The 14,230-nt window shown below is 72.6% G+C and carries 22 protein-coding genes and 1 pseudogene; 4 read left to right on the top strand and 19 right to left on the bottom strand.

Annotation, left to right across the window (positions count from 1 at the left end; genetic code table 11):
* Positions 1–73: 73 nt before the first annotated feature.
* From ABTZ58_RS06955 to ABTZ58_RS06870, 18 genes are all read right to left on the bottom strand, one after another.
* Positions 74–769, bottom strand: coding sequence for a hypothetical protein (locus tag ABTZ58_RS06955; RefSeq protein WP_351351261.1), 696 nt, complete (start codon positions 767–769; stop codon positions 74–76).
* A 118-nt stretch (positions 770–887) separates the two neighbouring features.
* Positions 888–1,121 carry a hypothetical protein gene (locus ABTZ58_RS06950; protein WP_351351258.1) on the bottom strand — a complete coding sequence of 78 codons (234 nt, stop codon included), beginning with the start codon at positions 1,119–1,121 and terminating at the stop codon, positions 888–890.
* A complete protein-coding gene (locus tag ABTZ58_RS06945; protein ID WP_351351255.1) occupies positions 1,118–1,498 on the bottom strand; it encodes a hypothetical protein in 381 nt (126 codons plus the stop codon). Before ABTZ58_RS06945 ends, ABTZ58_RS06950 begins: the two co-directional genes overlap by 4 nt.
* Entirely contained in the window at positions 1,495–2,043 is a 549-nt protein-coding gene (locus ABTZ58_RS06940) for a hypothetical protein (protein WP_351351252.1), read from the bottom strand. Before ABTZ58_RS06940 ends, ABTZ58_RS06945 begins: the two co-directional genes overlap by 4 nt.
* Positions 2,031–2,369 (bottom strand): hypothetical protein, encoded by a 339-nt coding sequence (locus ABTZ58_RS06935; protein ID WP_351351249.1) that lies wholly within the window; start codon positions 2,367–2,369, stop codon positions 2,031–2,033. Before ABTZ58_RS06935 ends, ABTZ58_RS06940 begins: the two co-directional genes overlap by 13 nt.
* 25 nt (positions 2,370–2,394) lie before the next feature.
* On the bottom strand, positions 2,395–3,870 hold the full coding sequence (locus ABTZ58_RS06930) for a hypothetical protein (protein ID WP_351351246.1): 1,476 nt from the start codon (positions 3,868–3,870) through the stop codon (positions 2,395–2,397).
* Positions 3,871–4,100: 230 nt separating this feature from the next.
* A complete protein-coding gene (locus tag ABTZ58_RS06925; RefSeq protein WP_351351243.1) occupies positions 4,101–4,493 on the bottom strand; it encodes a hypothetical protein in 393 nt (130 codons plus the stop codon).
* 65 nt (positions 4,494–4,558) lie between these two features.
* Positions 4,559–5,989, bottom strand: a complete 1,431-nt coding sequence (locus tag ABTZ58_RS06920) for a glycosyltransferase family 2 protein (RefSeq protein ID WP_351351240.1) — start codon at positions 5,987–5,989, stop codon at positions 4,559–4,561.
* On the bottom strand, positions 5,986–6,156 hold the full coding sequence (locus ABTZ58_RS06915) for a hypothetical protein (RefSeq protein WP_351351237.1): 171 nt from the start codon (positions 6,154–6,156) through the stop codon (positions 5,986–5,988). Before ABTZ58_RS06915 ends, ABTZ58_RS06920 begins: the two co-directional genes overlap by 4 nt.
* Before the next feature lie 288 nt (positions 6,157–6,444).
* Positions 6,445–6,969 (bottom strand): helix-turn-helix domain-containing protein, encoded by a 525-nt coding sequence (locus tag ABTZ58_RS06910; RefSeq protein WP_351351234.1) that lies wholly within the window; start codon positions 6,967–6,969, stop codon positions 6,445–6,447.
* Positions 6,966–7,574 (bottom strand): hypothetical protein, encoded by a 609-nt coding sequence (locus ABTZ58_RS06905; RefSeq protein ID WP_351351231.1) that lies wholly within the window; start codon positions 7,572–7,574, stop codon positions 6,966–6,968. The genes ABTZ58_RS06910 and ABTZ58_RS06905 overlap by 4 nt, the downstream gene beginning before the upstream one ends.
* Before the next feature lie 74 nt (positions 7,575–7,648).
* Positions 7,649–7,861, bottom strand: coding sequence for a hypothetical protein (locus ABTZ58_RS06900; protein ID WP_351351228.1), 213 nt, complete (start codon positions 7,859–7,861; stop codon positions 7,649–7,651).
* Complete coding sequence (locus ABTZ58_RS06895; RefSeq protein ID WP_351351225.1) at positions 7,861–8,073, bottom strand: hypothetical protein; 213 nt, start codon at positions 8,071–8,073, stop codon at positions 7,861–7,863. Before ABTZ58_RS06895 ends, ABTZ58_RS06900 begins: the two co-directional genes overlap by 1 nt.
* The gene (locus tag ABTZ58_RS06890; RefSeq protein WP_351351222.1) at positions 8,067–8,573 is read right to left on the bottom strand and encodes a hypothetical protein; all 507 of its coding nucleotides are present in this window, start codon (positions 8,571–8,573) and stop codon (positions 8,067–8,069) included. Before ABTZ58_RS06890 ends, ABTZ58_RS06895 begins: the two co-directional genes overlap by 7 nt.
* A complete protein-coding gene (locus ABTZ58_RS06885; RefSeq protein ID WP_351351219.1) occupies positions 8,570–8,992 on the bottom strand; it encodes a hypothetical protein in 423 nt (140 codons plus the stop codon). Before ABTZ58_RS06885 ends, ABTZ58_RS06890 begins: the two co-directional genes overlap by 4 nt.
* Positions 8,982–9,947: a hypothetical protein gene (locus ABTZ58_RS06880; RefSeq protein ID WP_351351216.1), complete on the bottom strand. Its 966-nt coding sequence runs from the start codon at positions 9,945–9,947 to the stop codon at positions 8,982–8,984. The genes ABTZ58_RS06885 and ABTZ58_RS06880 overlap by 11 nt, the downstream gene beginning before the upstream one ends.
* 90 nt (positions 9,948–10,037) lie before the next feature.
* The gene (locus ABTZ58_RS06875) at positions 10,038–10,226 is read right to left on the bottom strand and encodes a hypothetical protein (protein WP_351351213.1); all 189 of its coding nucleotides are present in this window, start codon (positions 10,224–10,226) and stop codon (positions 10,038–10,040) included.
* On the bottom strand, positions 10,223–10,471 hold the full coding sequence (locus ABTZ58_RS06870) for a helix-turn-helix transcriptional regulator (protein WP_351351210.1): 249 nt from the start codon (positions 10,469–10,471) through the stop codon (positions 10,223–10,225). The genes ABTZ58_RS06875 and ABTZ58_RS06870 overlap by 4 nt, the downstream gene beginning before the upstream one ends.
* Before the next feature lie 151 nt (positions 10,472–10,622).
* Between ABTZ58_RS06870 and ABTZ58_RS06865 the strand changes: the two genes are divergently transcribed.
* Positions 10,623–11,447 carry a helix-turn-helix domain-containing protein gene (locus ABTZ58_RS06865; RefSeq protein ID WP_351351207.1) on the top strand — a complete coding sequence of 275 codons (825 nt, stop codon included), beginning with the start codon at positions 10,623–10,625 and terminating at the stop codon, positions 11,445–11,447.
* A 226-nt stretch (positions 11,448–11,673) separates the two neighbouring features.
* The gene (locus ABTZ58_RS06860; RefSeq protein WP_351351204.1) at positions 11,674–12,171 is read left to right on the top strand and encodes a hypothetical protein; all 498 of its coding nucleotides are present in this window, start codon (positions 11,674–11,676) and stop codon (positions 12,169–12,171) included.
* 46 nt (positions 12,172–12,217) lie between these two features.
* Here the strand turns inward: ABTZ58_RS06860 and ABTZ58_RS06855 are convergent, their stop codons facing one another.
* Entirely contained in the window at positions 12,218–13,750 is a 1,533-nt protein-coding gene (locus tag ABTZ58_RS06855) for a recombinase family protein (RefSeq protein WP_351351201.1), read from the bottom strand.
* Between the two features lie 39 nt (positions 13,751–13,789).
* Here ABTZ58_RS06855 and ABTZ58_RS06850 point away from each other — a divergent pair.
* Both ABTZ58_RS06850 and ABTZ58_RS06845 read left to right on the top strand, forming a co-directional pair.
* Positions 13,790–13,903: pseudogene (locus tag ABTZ58_RS06850) on the top strand (PIG-L family deacetylase); the annotation flags it as partial.
* Between the two features lie 34 nt (positions 13,904–13,937).
* Positions 13,938–14,189: a hypothetical protein gene (locus tag ABTZ58_RS06845; RefSeq protein ID WP_351351867.1), complete on the top strand. Its 252-nt coding sequence runs from the start codon at positions 13,938–13,940 to the stop codon at positions 14,187–14,189.
* The last annotated feature ends 41 nt before the right edge of the window (positions 14,190–14,230 follow it).

Here is a 14,230-nt window from a genome sequence, read left to right as displayed (position 1 = left end):
GTGTGAAGCGGCGACCGGGACCAACGGTGCGCGTGTCGGTAGGCAGTGTGCCACGGGGGTCCGACAGCGGGTGTCAGGCGGCGGTGTGGTGGGCCTGGAGGTAGCTGGCGGCGTGCTGTTCGTAGGCGTCGGGGCCGAGTTGGTGGCCGCAGGCCTGGCAGGTGATGTCCGTCTGGCCGTCGATGGCGACCAGGTCGAAGGTGTCGCAGCGGGGGCAGGGTGCTGCCTTGTAGTGCCTGTGGGGGATGTCGTGGGTGAGGTCGCGGATGCGGGCGATGAGGTCGCCGAGCTGGCGGTGGAGGTCGCCGATCCACAGGTGGGCGAGGGCGTAGGGCAGGTATCGGGTGAGCCAGGTGCACCAGCCGGTGATGGTCTCGCCGTGGCTGGGCCAGGCCTGCTCGCAGGGCTGTACGTGGGCGGTGCCGTGGGGGTCGCGGGTGACGGCGGGGTGGGTGTAGGCGATGTGGCCGGCCCAGGCGCCGAGGAAGGCGAGGATGGGCACGGTGCCGTCGTCGTCGGGGCCCTGGGGGTCGGCGTGGCCGGGGGCGATGAGGGTGAGGACGCGCAGGTCGACGGGGATGGGTGCGGTGGCGCGGCCGGTGCCGCCGAGGCGGCCCTGGGCCGGGGCGGTGTCCGGGATGAGGAACTGCTGCAGGAGCTTGGCCTGGGCGGGGAGTTCGGTGAGCCAGGCTCGGAGGTCGGCGGTGTGGCGGGGGCAGGCGTGCAGGTCGGCCTCGGTCGCGCGGCGGCAGACGGTGCAGGTGCTCATGGGGTGGTCTCCCGTCGGTGGGCGGCGGCCAGTTGTACTGGAGGGTAGGGGTGCAGGGCTCGCGCGCCTGCGATCGCGCGCGCGGAACGTAGGCGCGCGTGCGCGCGCGCGGCGGGTGTCAGTTTTCGGTGGGGTGGCGGGTGGTGGGCAGGGCGTTGATGGCGTTCAGGGTGGCGAGTTCGGCGGCCTGCTGGCGGGCGTGGGCGCGGCGTTCGCGGTAGGCGTCGTGGAGGTCGATGATGCGGGTCACGGCGGCGTGCAGGGCGAGGGCCAGGAGCACGATGAGGACCAGGGTCACGGCGAGGGTGGCGCCGCCGATGGCGCCGATGATGTAGGCCTGGTCGGGGGTCATCGGGTGGTCCTGCGGCGGTAGGTGCGGCGTTGGGCGAGTTCGTCGGCGACTGCCCAGGTGAACATGATCGCGCCGAGCGCTCCGGCGATGGCCCAGGGCCACTCGCCGCGGGTGAAGGCAGCGTGGCCGGCGGTGGCGCAGGCGAGGGTCAGGAACGCGGTGAAGGCGATGCCGGCGCGGCTGGGTGGGGCGGGTGTGTGCATGGTGGGTATTCCGGGGTCGGGGGCGATGGTGAGGCCGGCGTTGTGCAGGTGCTCGTCGATGCGTATGGCGACGTCGGCGGGGTCGAACGGGGCGGCGGGGTCGGTGGTGGTCCACCAGTCCCATAGGGCGTTCTCGACGACGTGGCGGGGGCCGGTGGCGTGGGGTGATGTCATCGGGTCCTGCCTGGGGTGGAGTTGAGGGTCTGGCGGATGCGGGTGATGGCGGCCGCGGTGGTGTCGAGGTGGGTGACGATCTGCCAGTCGCTGGCGCCAATTTCGATGAGCAGGGTGATGGCCGCGTTGGTGTTGGTGGGCATGGGGGTGCGGGCGATGCGGTCGGCGAGGTGGGCGCCGGCGATGCAGCCGGGGACGGTGCAGGCGGTGCAGATGTTGCCGAGTTGGGCGCGGCCGTGGTGGCGGCGGAACATCACCTCGCGGGCGCTGTAGCGGCGGCCTTGTGCCTCGAACACGGGGGCGCGGCCGCGCATGGGGCCGTTCCAGCGGACGTGTCCGTCTCCGTGGGGTTCGGCGTACAGCGCGAGGGCCTCGTCGACGGTGCGTGAGGGCCTGTCGGGGCGGGCGGTGGGCAGTTGGTGTTCCCTGCGGACCTGGGCGATGCGGGAGTAGCCGACGCCGGTGAGTGTGCGGATCTCGACGGCGGTGAGGTTGGCGCGGATGAGCTCGGCGATGGCGTGGTCGGTGGTGGTCATCGCTGCCACCGGTTGGGTCGTACGCCCTGGCGGGTGCGGGTGCGGGTGGCCGGCGGCCGCGGGGGGCGGGGTGCGGGTATGGGGCAGGTCTTGATGTGGGGCATGTGCAGGTGCTCGTCGGCCTCGGGGGTGGGCCGTTCGCGGGTGAGTTGGCGCGTGAGCCAGCGGCCGGTGTGGTCCTGGCGCACGGCTTGGTTGCCGCGGTCGTCGCGCTCAAGGTCGACGGCGAACGGGACGCGGGCCTTGGCGGTGATGCACCACAGGACGTCTTGCAGGCATCTGGGGCAGCGTCCGGGGCCGTTGGGGGCGGGCGGGCGCGGTGTCGGGTAGGGCATCGCAGGTGGGCTCCTCTCGGGTCGGTCAGGCGGTCTCGGGTGGCAGGAGGCGGGCGTCGTCTCCCCTCCAGCGGTGGCGGTAGGTGCGGGCGGCGTCTGCGGGTCGCTCGCGGGCGACGAGGGCCCGCCAGCCGCCGGGCAGCGGCGGTGGGCCAACGCGGCTCGGTGGGGCCGCTGGAGGCCGGGGCGGGGGCACGCCCGGGTGAGGGGTGGCCCGGGGTGGCGAGGCGTGGCGTGGGGGTGGCGGCACGGGTGCCGGGGCGGGCGGGGCCGGTCGCTGGGTGCGGTGGTCGGCGCAGGCCTTGCAGGGCGCGCCGGTGTGGCGCATGAACCCGCGCACGCAGTCGGTGAGGCCGCAGGGACCGGGTTGTGCGGGCAGGGCGGCGCCGAGGATCCAGCGGCCGGGGTCGGTGAGGTCCTCGTGGGGGGTCCAGGCGCGCAGCAGGCGCAGCTGGTCGGTGATGTCCTCGGGCAGGACGCCGGTGTCGAGCTGGCGGGCGACTTCGTCGCGGATGCGGCGCAGGACGAACGGCCGTACGGCGGGCAGCAGGTCGCGTACGGGCTCCAGGACGGCCCAGACGCGCGGCGGGAGGGTGAGCGGCTCGGCGGAGGGCGGGCAGGCCGTGCGGGGCGCCGAGCGGAACGTGGCGGGCGTCGGGTTACCGGGGGTATCCACAGGCGGGCGGACACTTACGGTCACTTCGCCTACGGCGGAAGGACCACGGCGGTCCGTGTTCCTCGGGTCGTTCAGTTGCTGGTCTTCCTTATACGCGAGGGACCCGTCAGCAAGATCGGGACCCGATCCGTCACCAGGATCAGGAGTCGCGGCCGGATCGGTGGCCGGCTGAACCGGGTCGTCGTGGACGGTGATGAGGTGGCGGCCGCGGTAACCGGCGCGCTTGTCGACGCTGATCCACCCGTATCCGGAGAGGCGGTCCAGGAGGCGGGCCACGGAGGCCTCGGCGAGCGGCCGGCCGGCGTGCTCGCCGCCGTGGTGGCGCAGCAGCTGGGCGAGCTCGCTGAGGGTGGGCTGGTGGCCCTTGACGACGATGCTGTAGCGCAGGCCGAGGTACAGGCGGTGCTCGATGCCGGTGAGGCTGTCCGCGGCTCGTACGGGCCCCCACACGTACGCTTCACCGCGCTCGAGGTCACGGCACCAGCGCTCCGCGGTCTGCCCGGTGCCGGACACGCGGTGGGTCTGCCGCCTGGTGAACAGCTCCTGCACGCCGTCGGTCGGGGCGGGCCTGCCCAGGCGGCGAGCGGCACGCTCAACGGTCGACTTGGAGCAGCCCAGGTACGCGGCCAGCTTCGTCATGGAGGCGGTGGCGCGGCGGCCCTTGGACAGGGCCTTGACCTTGCCGTAGAAGTTCGTGTCGGCCGGTGCGTAGGCCTCGGCGTCGGTGACGACGCGCAGGGGGTACTTCACCCACTGCCCGCGCGCAGCACCACCGGCCCCGCCACTGCTGTGGCGGGGCTCGGCGGCGGCAGGCAGCTGAGGCACGGTGTCCTAGGAGGAGTCGTCGGCGAGTTCGTCGCCGTCGGGGACGGTGTAGGTGGCGCCGCACGGGCCGGTGCGGACGCCGGGGGCGATGTGGCGGTGGACGGCGCCACAGCCCTCGCATCGCACGGCGTACTCGGTGCGGCCCTGGGTGCGGATCGGGTCGACGGCCGCGGCGGCCGGGCCGCCCCAGCGGGGCGGATCAGCGGGCAGCAGAGGTAACTGCTCCCCGCTCACCCCTCCGCCTCCGGATGGGATGGCTCCGTGCGGGCGGCCGGGGCGGGGTGGACGAGCGTGATCGGGCGGACGGCTTCCTGCGGCCGCCAGGTGTCGAGGCCGGGCCGCTCGATGAAGCCGGTGACCTCGAGGACCTTGAGCGACACCCGGGCCTGCTTGAGGTTCAGGCCGGTGCGCTCGGCCAGGCGGCTGGCCATCTGCGGGCCGTTGACGGGCAGATAGCCGGCCGGGCCCGCACTGTGCGCGAGGACCAGGGCGACGAGGCGGGCGTACGGCTGCACGTCGCTAGCCAGCACGGCGGCCTCCCACCGGTCACGGTCGAAAGCGGGCCGCGGCCGCGGGGCCAGGACGGCGGGGGTCGGTATGGCTCTGGTGAGCTGTTCGGTCATCAGGTCCTCGCAGAGTGCGTGTCGATGAAGGGGTGCCGGGCCCCGGTGCGGGGCCCGGCGGTGGTTCAGCGGGCGGTGGGCAGGGCGAGCTGCAGGGTGGTCTCGGCGTCCGGCTCGGTGCGCGGGGCGGGGACGGCGGCCAGGGAGACCTCGGCGCCGTTCTGCCGCGTGCCCCAACCGGTGCGGGCGCAGGTGGCGGCGCCGTACCAGCGCATGACGCGCAGCACCGTCCACGCGCCGAGGACGGCGAGCGGCATCAGCAGCCACGTCACGGCGCGCTGGCGCATGCGCTCGTCGGAGCGGATGACGCTCAGGTAGCGCAGGGCCTGCGCCCAGCCGATGAGGAACGGCACCACCAGGAAGCTGACGGGCGGGGTGTTGCCGTACCGGACGGGTTCGACGACGAGCAGCCAGCCCAGGACCGAAGTCGACAAGGCGACTTGGAACCAGCGCAGGAGGTGGGCCCAGTAGGCCCAGCCGGTCAGGGGCAGGTAGCGCATGCGCCATATCGAGCGGATGGTGGAGCCGCGCATCCAGCGCATGTACATGCGGGCGAAGTGGGAGGCCTTCTCCGGCAGGGCGGTGAACACCACGGCGGACGGCTGCTGCACGGTGCGGCCGCGCAGCAGCGCGTAGAGGGTGAGCAGGGAGTCGTCGGAGAACCCCACGGGCCGCCCCATGAACGTCTCGTTCAGGTAGCTGTCGAGGTTGTCGCGCACCACCGGGGCCCGGTAGGCGGCGAGCGGGCCGGAGTTGACGAGGACGGCGCCCATCGCGGACAGGGCGGAGCGGTCGGTGAGCTGGCCGGTGATGAACCACAGGTCCGTGACCCTGGTGAGCAGGTTGGTGCGGTGGTTGGTGGCCAGGACGATCCCGGCGACCGACTGCACCTTCGGCCGGGCGAACGGCTTGAGGATCTCCTCGAGGGCGTTCGGTGCCAGGCACGAGTCGGAGTCGACGGTGATGTAGATGTCCGCCCGGGGCGAGGCGACGACGCCGGCGGCCTGGGCGTGCCGCTTGCCGCCGTTCGGGGTGCGCTGCCACGTCGTGGCGATCCCGGCCTCCCGGGCGTGGCGCAGCCACCAGGAACGCACCTGGGCGTAGTCGCCGGTGGTGGAGCCGTCGTCGACGACGTGCACGGAGTTGGGCCGCCGCGTCTGGGTGAGCAACGACTCCAGGCCCAGGTACAGGTAGCCCTCGTCCTCGTTGTAGACCGGCAGCAGGACCGCGACGTGCAGGGCGTCGAGCTGGCGGCGGGCGCGGGCGGTGACGCGGCGGGGCCGCTCGCAGTGGTACATGAGGGTCTGGCTCAGCAGGAGCAGGAACGTCACCGTCCACACCGCGGCGAGTCGGCTGCCGGTGGCGTCGCCCCAGGAGGCGGCCTGCACGCCGTGGTGGGCGGCCCACACCGCCGCGGCGACGAGCGTGACCGCCGCGGCGAGAACGGTGCCCGAGCGGTGCACGCGGGCGTCCAGGGGCGTGCGCTGGCCGGTCACTGCTGGCCCGCGTTCTTGCCGCGACGGAAGCCGACCCGCAGGATCACGGCGCCGAGGAGGACGGCAGCGGCGGCCGCGGCCAGGAGCCACCAGCCGGTGACGACAGTGGTGCCGATGACGAGGGCGCCGGCGGTGCCGGTGCGGGCGAGCTGGGCGTTGTCGGACACGAGATGCTTCCTCAAAATGAGCCGGCCGGTGCGGCCGGTGGTCTGGTCGGGCCCGGGCGGGGCCGGGCCCGTACGGTCAGGGCGTGGGGGGACGTGTGGGGTCCTGGCGGCCCGCCCGGTGCCACGGGCTGTGCCGGTCGCAGAGCCAGCCAGATGCGTACAGGCGGGCCCAGGTCAGCGAGTGCGGGACATGGGGCACCTGGCACTCCGGTACGCGCTGGCCGGGCCGCCACGGGTAGGAGGGGGCCGGCCGCCCCGGGGTGGGAGGGGGCGGGGCGGCCGGCCCGGTCACGGACGCTCCGCCAGCGCGGGCACCGGCCGGTCGCCGAGCTGCGCGGCCGGGCGGAGCTGCATGGCACTGATCAGGAACGGCTGCCCGGGCTCCAGTTGCCCCCGGGTCAGGGCCTGGCGGTAGCTGAAGGCCACGGCGGTGACCGCCTGGTGCACCAGCGCCTCGGCGCTGCGGCCGGTCTGCGCCAGCACCGCGAGGTCGCGGCGCAGCGCGCGCCACTGGCTCACGTCCATGCCGGCGAGCGGATCAGCGTCCCTGCGGGGCAGGCCCGCGGCTGGCGCATCCGGCGCACGTTCCGGCGCGCCATGCCCGTTGACCTGCGGCGCAGTTTGCGCCAAGGGCTTTTCGGTCGCTGGCGCAGTCTGCGCCGCCTCGGCGTCGAGGGCCTCCAGGTCCCGGCGCACGGTGTCCTTGGAGACGCCCAGCCGCTCGGCCATCTCGCGGTGGCTCAGGTCCGGCTCAGCCCGGCGCAGTTCGGCGACGCGGGCGCGGCGCAGGTCGCGCGCCGACGCCGGCGTCACCGTGCGCCGCCGATGTGGACGGGGCGGCCGTCGCGGATGATGGTCAGCGTGTGCGGGCCTGCTTCGAACCACAGCTCCATGAGCGGATCCGGGTCGTCTTCCACGGCGAAGCAGCCCACCATGCCGCTGGCCTCGTCGGGGTCGGGCAGGGTGTGGCACAGCAGCCGCATGGTGAGGAAGCCGTGGCTGGCGGCGTCGATGATGTACGTCTCGCCGAACGCGGCGCTCTCGCCGGCGCCTTCGTAGTGCACGTGGATCAAATCCCCGGGCCGGGCCGGGTACCAGGGCGCGGAAGTGAGGTCGGTGTGCCCCTCGATGAGGGCGCTGAGCTCGCCGCCGAGGTCCCGGCGGCGCTTGGCGTCCTCGGCCCGGGCGAGCGGGCTGAGCTGCTCGGCGGCGTCGGGGCGGCCGTACAGGGCGGTGAACATCCGCTCCGCGAGTCCGTCGGGGCGGCCGGTCCAGGTGTTGCGGCGCTCGCCGGTGCCGGGCAGCGTCTCAGTGACCTCCACGGTCAGGAACGCCGGCGTGGCGCCGGGGATGAGACCCTCGATGGCCTCGGTCATGATCTGCAGGCGCGGGTCAACGCGCCGCACGGTGGGACGCACGGTCGTACTCCAGATGGTGGTTGGTGGCCGGGCGGGCGGGCCGGTTGTCAGGTCACGGGCCGCCCGCCCGGGGATCAGGTGGCGCGCTGGGCCTTGAGGCGCCGTGCGGTGGTGGCGAGGGCCTCCACGGGCACGGTGACGTGGAACCCGGCGCGGGTGAGCTCGGCGGCCTGGTGGCGGGCGATGCGGGTGATCTCGTCCTGGCCCAGCCCGGGGATCTCCACGGAGAGGCGGGCGGCGAGGACGGCGATCGCGGCCTCGGCCACGAGTCCGGGACGAGTCGGCATCAGTCCTCCGGTGTGCTGGTGCGGATGCGGGCCAGCTGGCGGGCCCGGGCGTAGTCCTGTCGGACGTAGGAGGGGAACTGGCCCGGGATCGGGACGCACCACCGCTCCGGCAGGCCCTTGCGGCGGTCGATCACGTGGTCGGCGACGACAGCCACGGTGAACACGAGCCCGATTCCGACGCCGTAGCAGCAGACCAGCGCGACGATCACCACGTCGGGCCTCCCTGCTCCTCGAACAGGGCGAGCGCGATGTCGAGGTAGACGGCCTCGGACCAGCGGCCGTCGGAGGGCGGCACCCACGGGTGGGCCTGGTCGATGCCGTGCCGGGCGTGGTGCCGGGCGGCGTCGGCCACCAGCTCGGGCGCGGCGAGCGGGTCGACGTCGAGCAGCGCGTGATTCTCCTGGGTGTCGCGCACGGACCAGCCGGTGACGTGCGACCACGCCAGGGTCAGGCCGCGCGCCCGGGCCGGGGCCGCCAACACCGGGGAGCCCACCGGCCACACGGCGTGCGCGTACAGCTCGCAGGCACCGGTCCGGCCGGTCCGTAAGCCGATCTCCAGGGAGGCGGGCGGCATGCTCACGGCGTCGAGCGCGGCCGTGATGGCATCGGCATACGGGGCCTGCGGCCTGGTCAGCATGCGGGTGGCTTCGCCCACGGACAACGCGCCCTGGGTGCACTTCCCGCGCTGCTGCGCCGGTTCGGTCGCGGTCACTGGCCACCGCCCGCCTGGTTCTGCTCGGCGTGCCAGGCGGCGGCCTCCTCGGCGGACAGCTCACGCGATCCGGTGATCTCCAGCGACACCCCGTCGACGGTCGTGATCAGTTCGGCGCGCTCGTTCAGCGTCCGCTCGTTCACGCCCCAGTCCACGACCTCGGTCGTGGCCTCCACGTTCAGGGCCGCGGCCCAGTCCCGTACGCCGTCGACGGTGCGGGCGCTGAACCGCAGAGCGAGTTTGGTCTCCGCCGGCTGGTCGTCCAGCCAGGCCGTGACCTGCACCAGCGGGCGGAAGTAGAACACCGGCAGGCCCGGGTTCTCGGCGAGCAGACGGCGCATCACCTGGCTCACACGGAACGCACCGGCCTCGAAGGCCTCCAGGGCCTCCAGCGGGGTGTGGGTGGTTTCAGCGCTCACCGTGCACCGCCTGGTCCTGGGTCAGGTACTCGGGCGCGTCGTCGTCGGCGGGCAGGTAGGGCACCTGCTCGTCGGGGTCGGTCGCGGCGAGCTGGTCGGCGGCCGCGAGCTCCTCATCGGCCCGGGCGAGGGCGTTGGACACGCAGGCCGGCGAGCAGTACCAGCGGGGGCGGTCGTCGGTGCCGACGACGTCCAGGCGGGACCAGCCCCACATGTCGGTGTCGTCGAGGTCCTCGGCGTCGCTTCCGCACCCGGCCGTGGTGCACGTCGCGTGAATGTCGCCCGCCGGCTCGGCGCCGATCACGGAGGCGAGCGCCTGGCGGTCGTTGCTGTCGAGGACCAGTTCCGCGCGGCCGCCGTAGGAGGAGCGGCAGTGGACGATGACGCGCTTGTCCGGGTTCGCAGCGGCGGGGATGTCGGTGCTGCGGTCCCAGGTGAGGAGCATGGGAATGCCGTCCAGGCCGGTGCTGCCGCTCTCCGCCGCGGTGGCGATCGTGGCGACCATCACGAGGTCTTCGCCGCGGTGTCCTTCGCACAGCCGCATCACGGCCTGCAGGCGCCGGTGGTCTCCGGCCTGCAGGGCGAGTTCGCGGCGTGCGTCCTGCAGCTCGGCGCGGACGCCCTCGAGGTCCGCCGCTGCCTCGGCGTAGCCCTGGGCGCGGGCGGCGTCCGCGACGGCCTTCACCCGGGCGGGGTCGAAGAGGATCCCGGCGTTCTGCTCGGCCTCGGCCAGCTGCTCGGCGGTCGCGCCGCCGTCCTGGGCGATCCTCGCGTCCAGGACCGCGGCCGCGGCTTCGGTCACCGTCGCCGCCGGGGTGGTGTCGGTGGCGGGGCCGGCCGGGGCGGGCACCGCGAGACCGAACGTCTCGAACACGGCCTGGTGCAGCGGCCGCACCGCCGGATACGGGGCCTCGGGGGGCAGCGCCCCGGGCGGGGTCTGGGAAGATGTGGTCATGGAGATCCACTCCTGCTTCGGGTTTGGGGTGGGTGTGCCGTAGGGGTCGCGTTCCGGGGTCGAGCCGGGCGCGGCCCCGTCTTTATGTGGTCAGGCGGCCGTCGGACGGGCGGCGGCCTCTTCGAGGGCGCAGGCCTCGGCGGCGGGAGCGAGGATCGGCCGCAGGGACTCGATCAGCTCGGACGGGATGCCCACCGAGTCCAGGGCACGCTGCGCCTGGCCGCGGGCGTCTGCGAGCTCAGCGGCGCTGAGCAGCCGCTGCCTCTCAGCGCGAGTCACACCGCACTCCCGGACATCTCGTCTGGCCGCAGCCGTGGCTCGAGATCCTCTACGTCCAGGTCAAGGAGGGCGGCGAGGACGCTCATGAGTCGCGGACGCGGCACTTGCTTCCCCCGTTCGATTCGGCTGAGTGTCGACGGACCCACGGGGACGCCGTCCGCCGCGCACTTCTCGGCCAGATCTCGCAGAGTCATGCCGCGCCGAAGCCGTCCCTGCTTGACTGGGCTTCTCACTTGATTGGGCATGAGACGCAACTTAACGACTCAAGACGCAAGAAGCAATAAGCGCACCGGAGGAAGTTGCCGCAACCTTGGCCTGCGGGCAGGCGCGGCGTTGCGCCAGCTTGCGTAAAGTTGCGTTTCACTGACGGGCTTGCGGGTGCGGAGGAACCGAGTAATGGAGCCGTCCGAACGGCTGGACGAAGCGATGAATGCGCGTCGCCTGGAGCTGCGCATGAACTGGCGCCAGATCGCCGATGCGGCAGGCATCTCCTACACCGCGCTGCGCGCCATCCGGCGAGGTGACTACCGCCCTACCGAGCTCACAGCTCAGGCGCTCGATGCCGCACTGCAATGGCGTCCTGGCAGTGTGTACGCCGTCCTGGCCGGCGGGGACGCTGCGCCCCTGGCTGGCCGCGAGGCCGCTCAAGCAAGTGAGGCCCCTCGGTCAATCCAGCAGCAGGGCCTGTCGCCCAGTGAAGCGTTGCGGCGCGTCATCCGAGCGTCCGCGCTGGAGCTAGGCGTCACGCCGGAGTCCTTTGCGCGAGCGGTCGAGCTCGCGCGGCGGGATCTCCAGGAGGTGGAGTCATCCCGAGGGGCGGGCCTCGCGCCGGACCCGGCCCCCGCCCGCACGGACCTGTCGGACATCGTGCGGGAAGCGCGCTTGGCGGCCGGGATGAGTCTGCAGGACGTGGCGTCGCGCACCGCGGAGGCCCCCGGGGCGGCGGCCGGGCTGGAGGTCGGCTGGCTGGATCGTCTGGAGCGCGCAGAGCTGGCGCCCGGCGAACTGCCGGAGTATCCGCAGTTGGACGCCCTGGTCTACGCCCTGCACCTGGATCCGGCGCGGCTCCAGGAGGCGGCGGGGGTCCAGTTCATGAACGTCTACAGCGTGTGGAGCAAGGACGGGCAATCCAGGGCACTGGGTGTTGGTCCCGTGAGCGCCGAGGATCGAGAGAAGCTTGAAATCCTCATGCAGAAGTACCGGCGCGCACCGCGGCAGTAACGGGGTGCGCGACCCGTCTTATCCGCCCCAGTGGTCGGTTTTCGTCAGGCAACTTGCCTGAGCCTTCAACGTTTTGGTTAGCCCGTACGGGCTAACCGTAGTTACACCGTGGCCAAAAGTAGTCGGTCGTGTGCATGATGACCCCCCTCGCGTGGCAGCGAAACCGTTCGATTACGCGCGGCCATCCCCTGTGCGGTGCGGCCGTGTGGCAGCTCAAGGAGGCTGTGTGCTTTACACGCCCCATACGCACGTGCAATATCGCCCGGCACAGGTTGGAGAGCTGAACCCGGGCTGCACAGTCGACATGCGCTCCCGCCCCCAGAACCGGGTGGACGTGCTGTTTTCGCCGCCCGAGATCAGCCAGGACCTGACGGAGCAGCTCACGCTGATATCTAGCCACCAGGTCGCTAGCGGGTCATGGCGGCAGGACGGGCCTGGGCTACCTGATGGGCACTGGCTTTCGGTCACCCGCTGGGAACGCGTCCTTGGCGCGGGCCTGCCCTCGGGCTGGCTCGTCGCTGCAGTCGAGGAGGCCGGCAGCTGCATCTTCCTCGTCGCCGAGGACACGTGCACACACCGGCTGCAGAACGACGTCAACGACATGCTGTACGCGCTGGCCTGCAAGGGGGTGTACCTGCAGTGCTGGTTTCGGTGCCCGCCGACACCGCCCGGCGGGCTCCTGGATCCGAGGCTGCGGCCGCCCGCGCCGCTGGCAGTGCCGTAACGTTCCTGCCGCCCTGGTCCACCGCCGCGGTGGCGGACCAGGGCGGCTACGTCTGGCGGCGCTTGAGCGGCTTGAAGCCAGGCTCACCGTAGAAGGACAGCGTGATACGCCCGGGTTCGATGGTCCGCACGCCTCGCGTGCGGGCCTTGAACAAGCGGATGGTGACCACTCGGCGCAGCACCGTACGGCGCTGCGCGAGGGTCAGCAGGTTCCAGGCCTCGTCGACGTCGGGCCGTGGCCGGCCGAGCATGCGCCCCAGCAGCGGCAGGTCCGGAGCGGGCTCGGCCTCCGCCCGGGCCTTCTCGATCTGCGGCAGCAGGTCCGCCTCGAGGTCGGCGAGGGACTCGACCGACAACTGCATGCCCCGGCCGTCGGCGCGCAGCGTCCGGGCCATACGGCGGGCGTTGCCCAGCTGCTCGTTCAGCGTCTTCAGCCGGATGCGGGCCTTGCGGCTCTTGTCGTCGTCACGGCCCCGGCGGAAGGCCTCAGCCGCCTGCTCGGAAGCGAGCCACGTGATGACGCCCTCCTCCACGTAAGCGTCCATGCGGGCCTCGGCGATGGACGTGTCGAACCGCGTCGAGCAGCCGTACGACGGGATGCCGGCGTTCTTGTACCAGCGCACCGGCGGCTCGTCCTCGTGCTCGCCGCACAGCGCGATGTGCGACTGCAGGTGTGCAAGCTCCGTGCCGGGGGAGACGTTGCGGCCCGGGGTGTCGAGGACCTGCTGCACCTGGTGGAAGAGTTCGACGAACTCCTCCTCGGTCGTGTCTTCGTCCGACAGCGGAGGCCAGATGGCCTGGCCCACGTCGACGCCGTTGTGCATGCGCCGGCCGATGTAGCCGCGATTGCGCAGCGCCTCGCGCAGGTGCCACTCCTCGAAGTCCCGCCCGCGGGCCGTCTTCTTGCCCTGCCGGCGCAGATCCAATCGGATGGCGCGCAGCGACTCCAGTTCAGCCACCCGCCGGAAGATGTCGATCCACAGCGAGGCCCGCTCGGGATCCGGGACCTGGGCGACCAGGTCGCCGGTATCAGGGTCGTAACGCCGCTTGTAGCCGTCCAGTACCACGCCGTGCGCCCCACCGCGCTTGGCGTTCTGCCGCGTCGTTCGCAGGTTCCGTTCCCGGATGCTCTCCGCCTCGCCCTCGGCGTCGACCGCGTCGCGGGCGGTGGCCTTGCGGTCGGCGCTCTTGGCGAGGTCGTAGACCTGGCCGTTGTAGCAGAGGAGGACGTCGTTCTCCATGCACACCCGGCGCAGGCGCACGTAGACCTCGAGGTCCCTGTAGTACCGGGAGGCCTCGAACGCGACGAGGATCCTGCACTCGCCGCTCTCGATGCCCTTGACCATCGCCTCGAAGTCGTCGCGCTTCTTACGGGCGTACGCGGACGCCGAGCGGTCGACGTCCTCGAAGATGCCGACTATCGGTAGGTCGTTCTCCAGACACAGCGTCCGCCCCTCCTCCAGCTGAGACTTGACGCTGCGGCCCTTACGCTTCGGGTCACGGGAGGCGCGGCCGTACAGGTAGGCGTTGAACACCTCGCCGGGGTAGGCGAGATGCAGGTACTCGGGCGCGATGGGCATGGGGTGACGGTACCCGACAAACGTGCTTAGGTAAGGTCCTCGGACGAGGACCCCGAGGGGTACGTCCGCGGCTTCCTGACGCAGCACGCCGAGGCGACGGGGGAGCGGTTCGGGGGCCGGCCTGCGGTGGCGTTCGAACTGTTCAGCAGATGACGTGAAACGGTCATGACGGGGGCGACGGGGCGCGGTGGAGAGCCGGACAGGCAGTGCGGAACCGGCCGGCCGGGCCGGCCGGTCCGAGGAGCACCGCAACCCCGGCGGCCGGCTCACCACCGTGACCGGTTGGGTCTGTCCGGACCCGCTGCGCTCGCGCCCCGCACGGCGTGAGGAGCCGATGGACGACACGCTCGGCTTCACGGAGGGCCGCGTCACCGGCCTGTACGTCCCGGCCGACCCCGAGCGGCTGGCCCGCCTGGCGGTGCCCCGGCTCGCGGGCTGAGCCGGGTCACCACGGCCACCGGGGCACGACCGGTCGTTTCG

Origin of the sequence: Streptomyces sp. NPDC094143 (genome assembly GCF_040303825.1) — a bacterium.
GTDB lineage: Bacteria > Actinomycetota > Actinomycetes > Streptomycetales > Streptomycetaceae > Streptomyces.
Note: the sequence above shows the minus strand (reverse complement) of the source record. Positions and strands in the feature narration are given on the sequence as shown.

Excerpts from the sequence above, each read along its gene's own strand:
- ABTZ58_RS06925 (WP_351351243.1), bottom strand. The coding sequence starts at position 4,493 with ATGACCGAACAGCTCACCAGAGCCATACCGACCCCCGCCGTCCTGGCC.
- ABTZ58_RS06945 (WP_351351255.1), bottom strand. The coding sequence starts at position 1,498 with ATGACATCACCCCACGCCACCGGCCCCCGCCACGTCGTCGAGAACGCC.
- ABTZ58_RS06955 (WP_351351261.1), bottom strand. The coding sequence starts at position 769 with ATGAGCACCTGCACCGTCTGCCGCCGCGCGACCGAGGCCGACCTGCAC.
- ABTZ58_RS06935 (WP_351351249.1), bottom strand. The coding sequence starts at position 2,369 with ATGCCCTACCCGACACCGCGCCCGCCCGCCCCCAACGGCCCCGGACGC.
- ABTZ58_RS06870 (WP_351351210.1), bottom strand. The coding sequence starts at position 10,471 with ATGCCCAATCAAGTGAGAAGCCCAGTCAAGCAGGGACGGCTTCGGCGC.
- ABTZ58_RS06900 (WP_351351228.1), bottom strand. The coding sequence starts at position 7,861 with ATGCCGACTCGTCCCGGACTCGTGGCCGAGGCCGCGATCGCCGTCCTC.
- ABTZ58_RS06880 (WP_351351216.1), bottom strand. The coding sequence starts at position 9,947 with ATGACCACATCTTCCCAGACCCCGCCCGGGGCGCTGCCCCCCGAGGCC.
- ABTZ58_RS06855 (WP_351351201.1), bottom strand. The coding sequence starts at position 13,750 with ATGCCCATCGCGCCCGAGTACCTGCATCTCGCCTACCCCGGCGAGGTG.
- ABTZ58_RS06950 (WP_351351258.1), bottom strand. The coding sequence starts at position 1,121 with ATGACCCCCGACCAGGCCTACATCATCGGCGCCATCGGCGGCGCCACC.
- ABTZ58_RS06865 (WP_351351207.1), top strand. The coding sequence starts at position 10,623 with ATGGAGCCGTCCGAACGGCTGGACGAAGCGATGAATGCGCGTCGCCTG.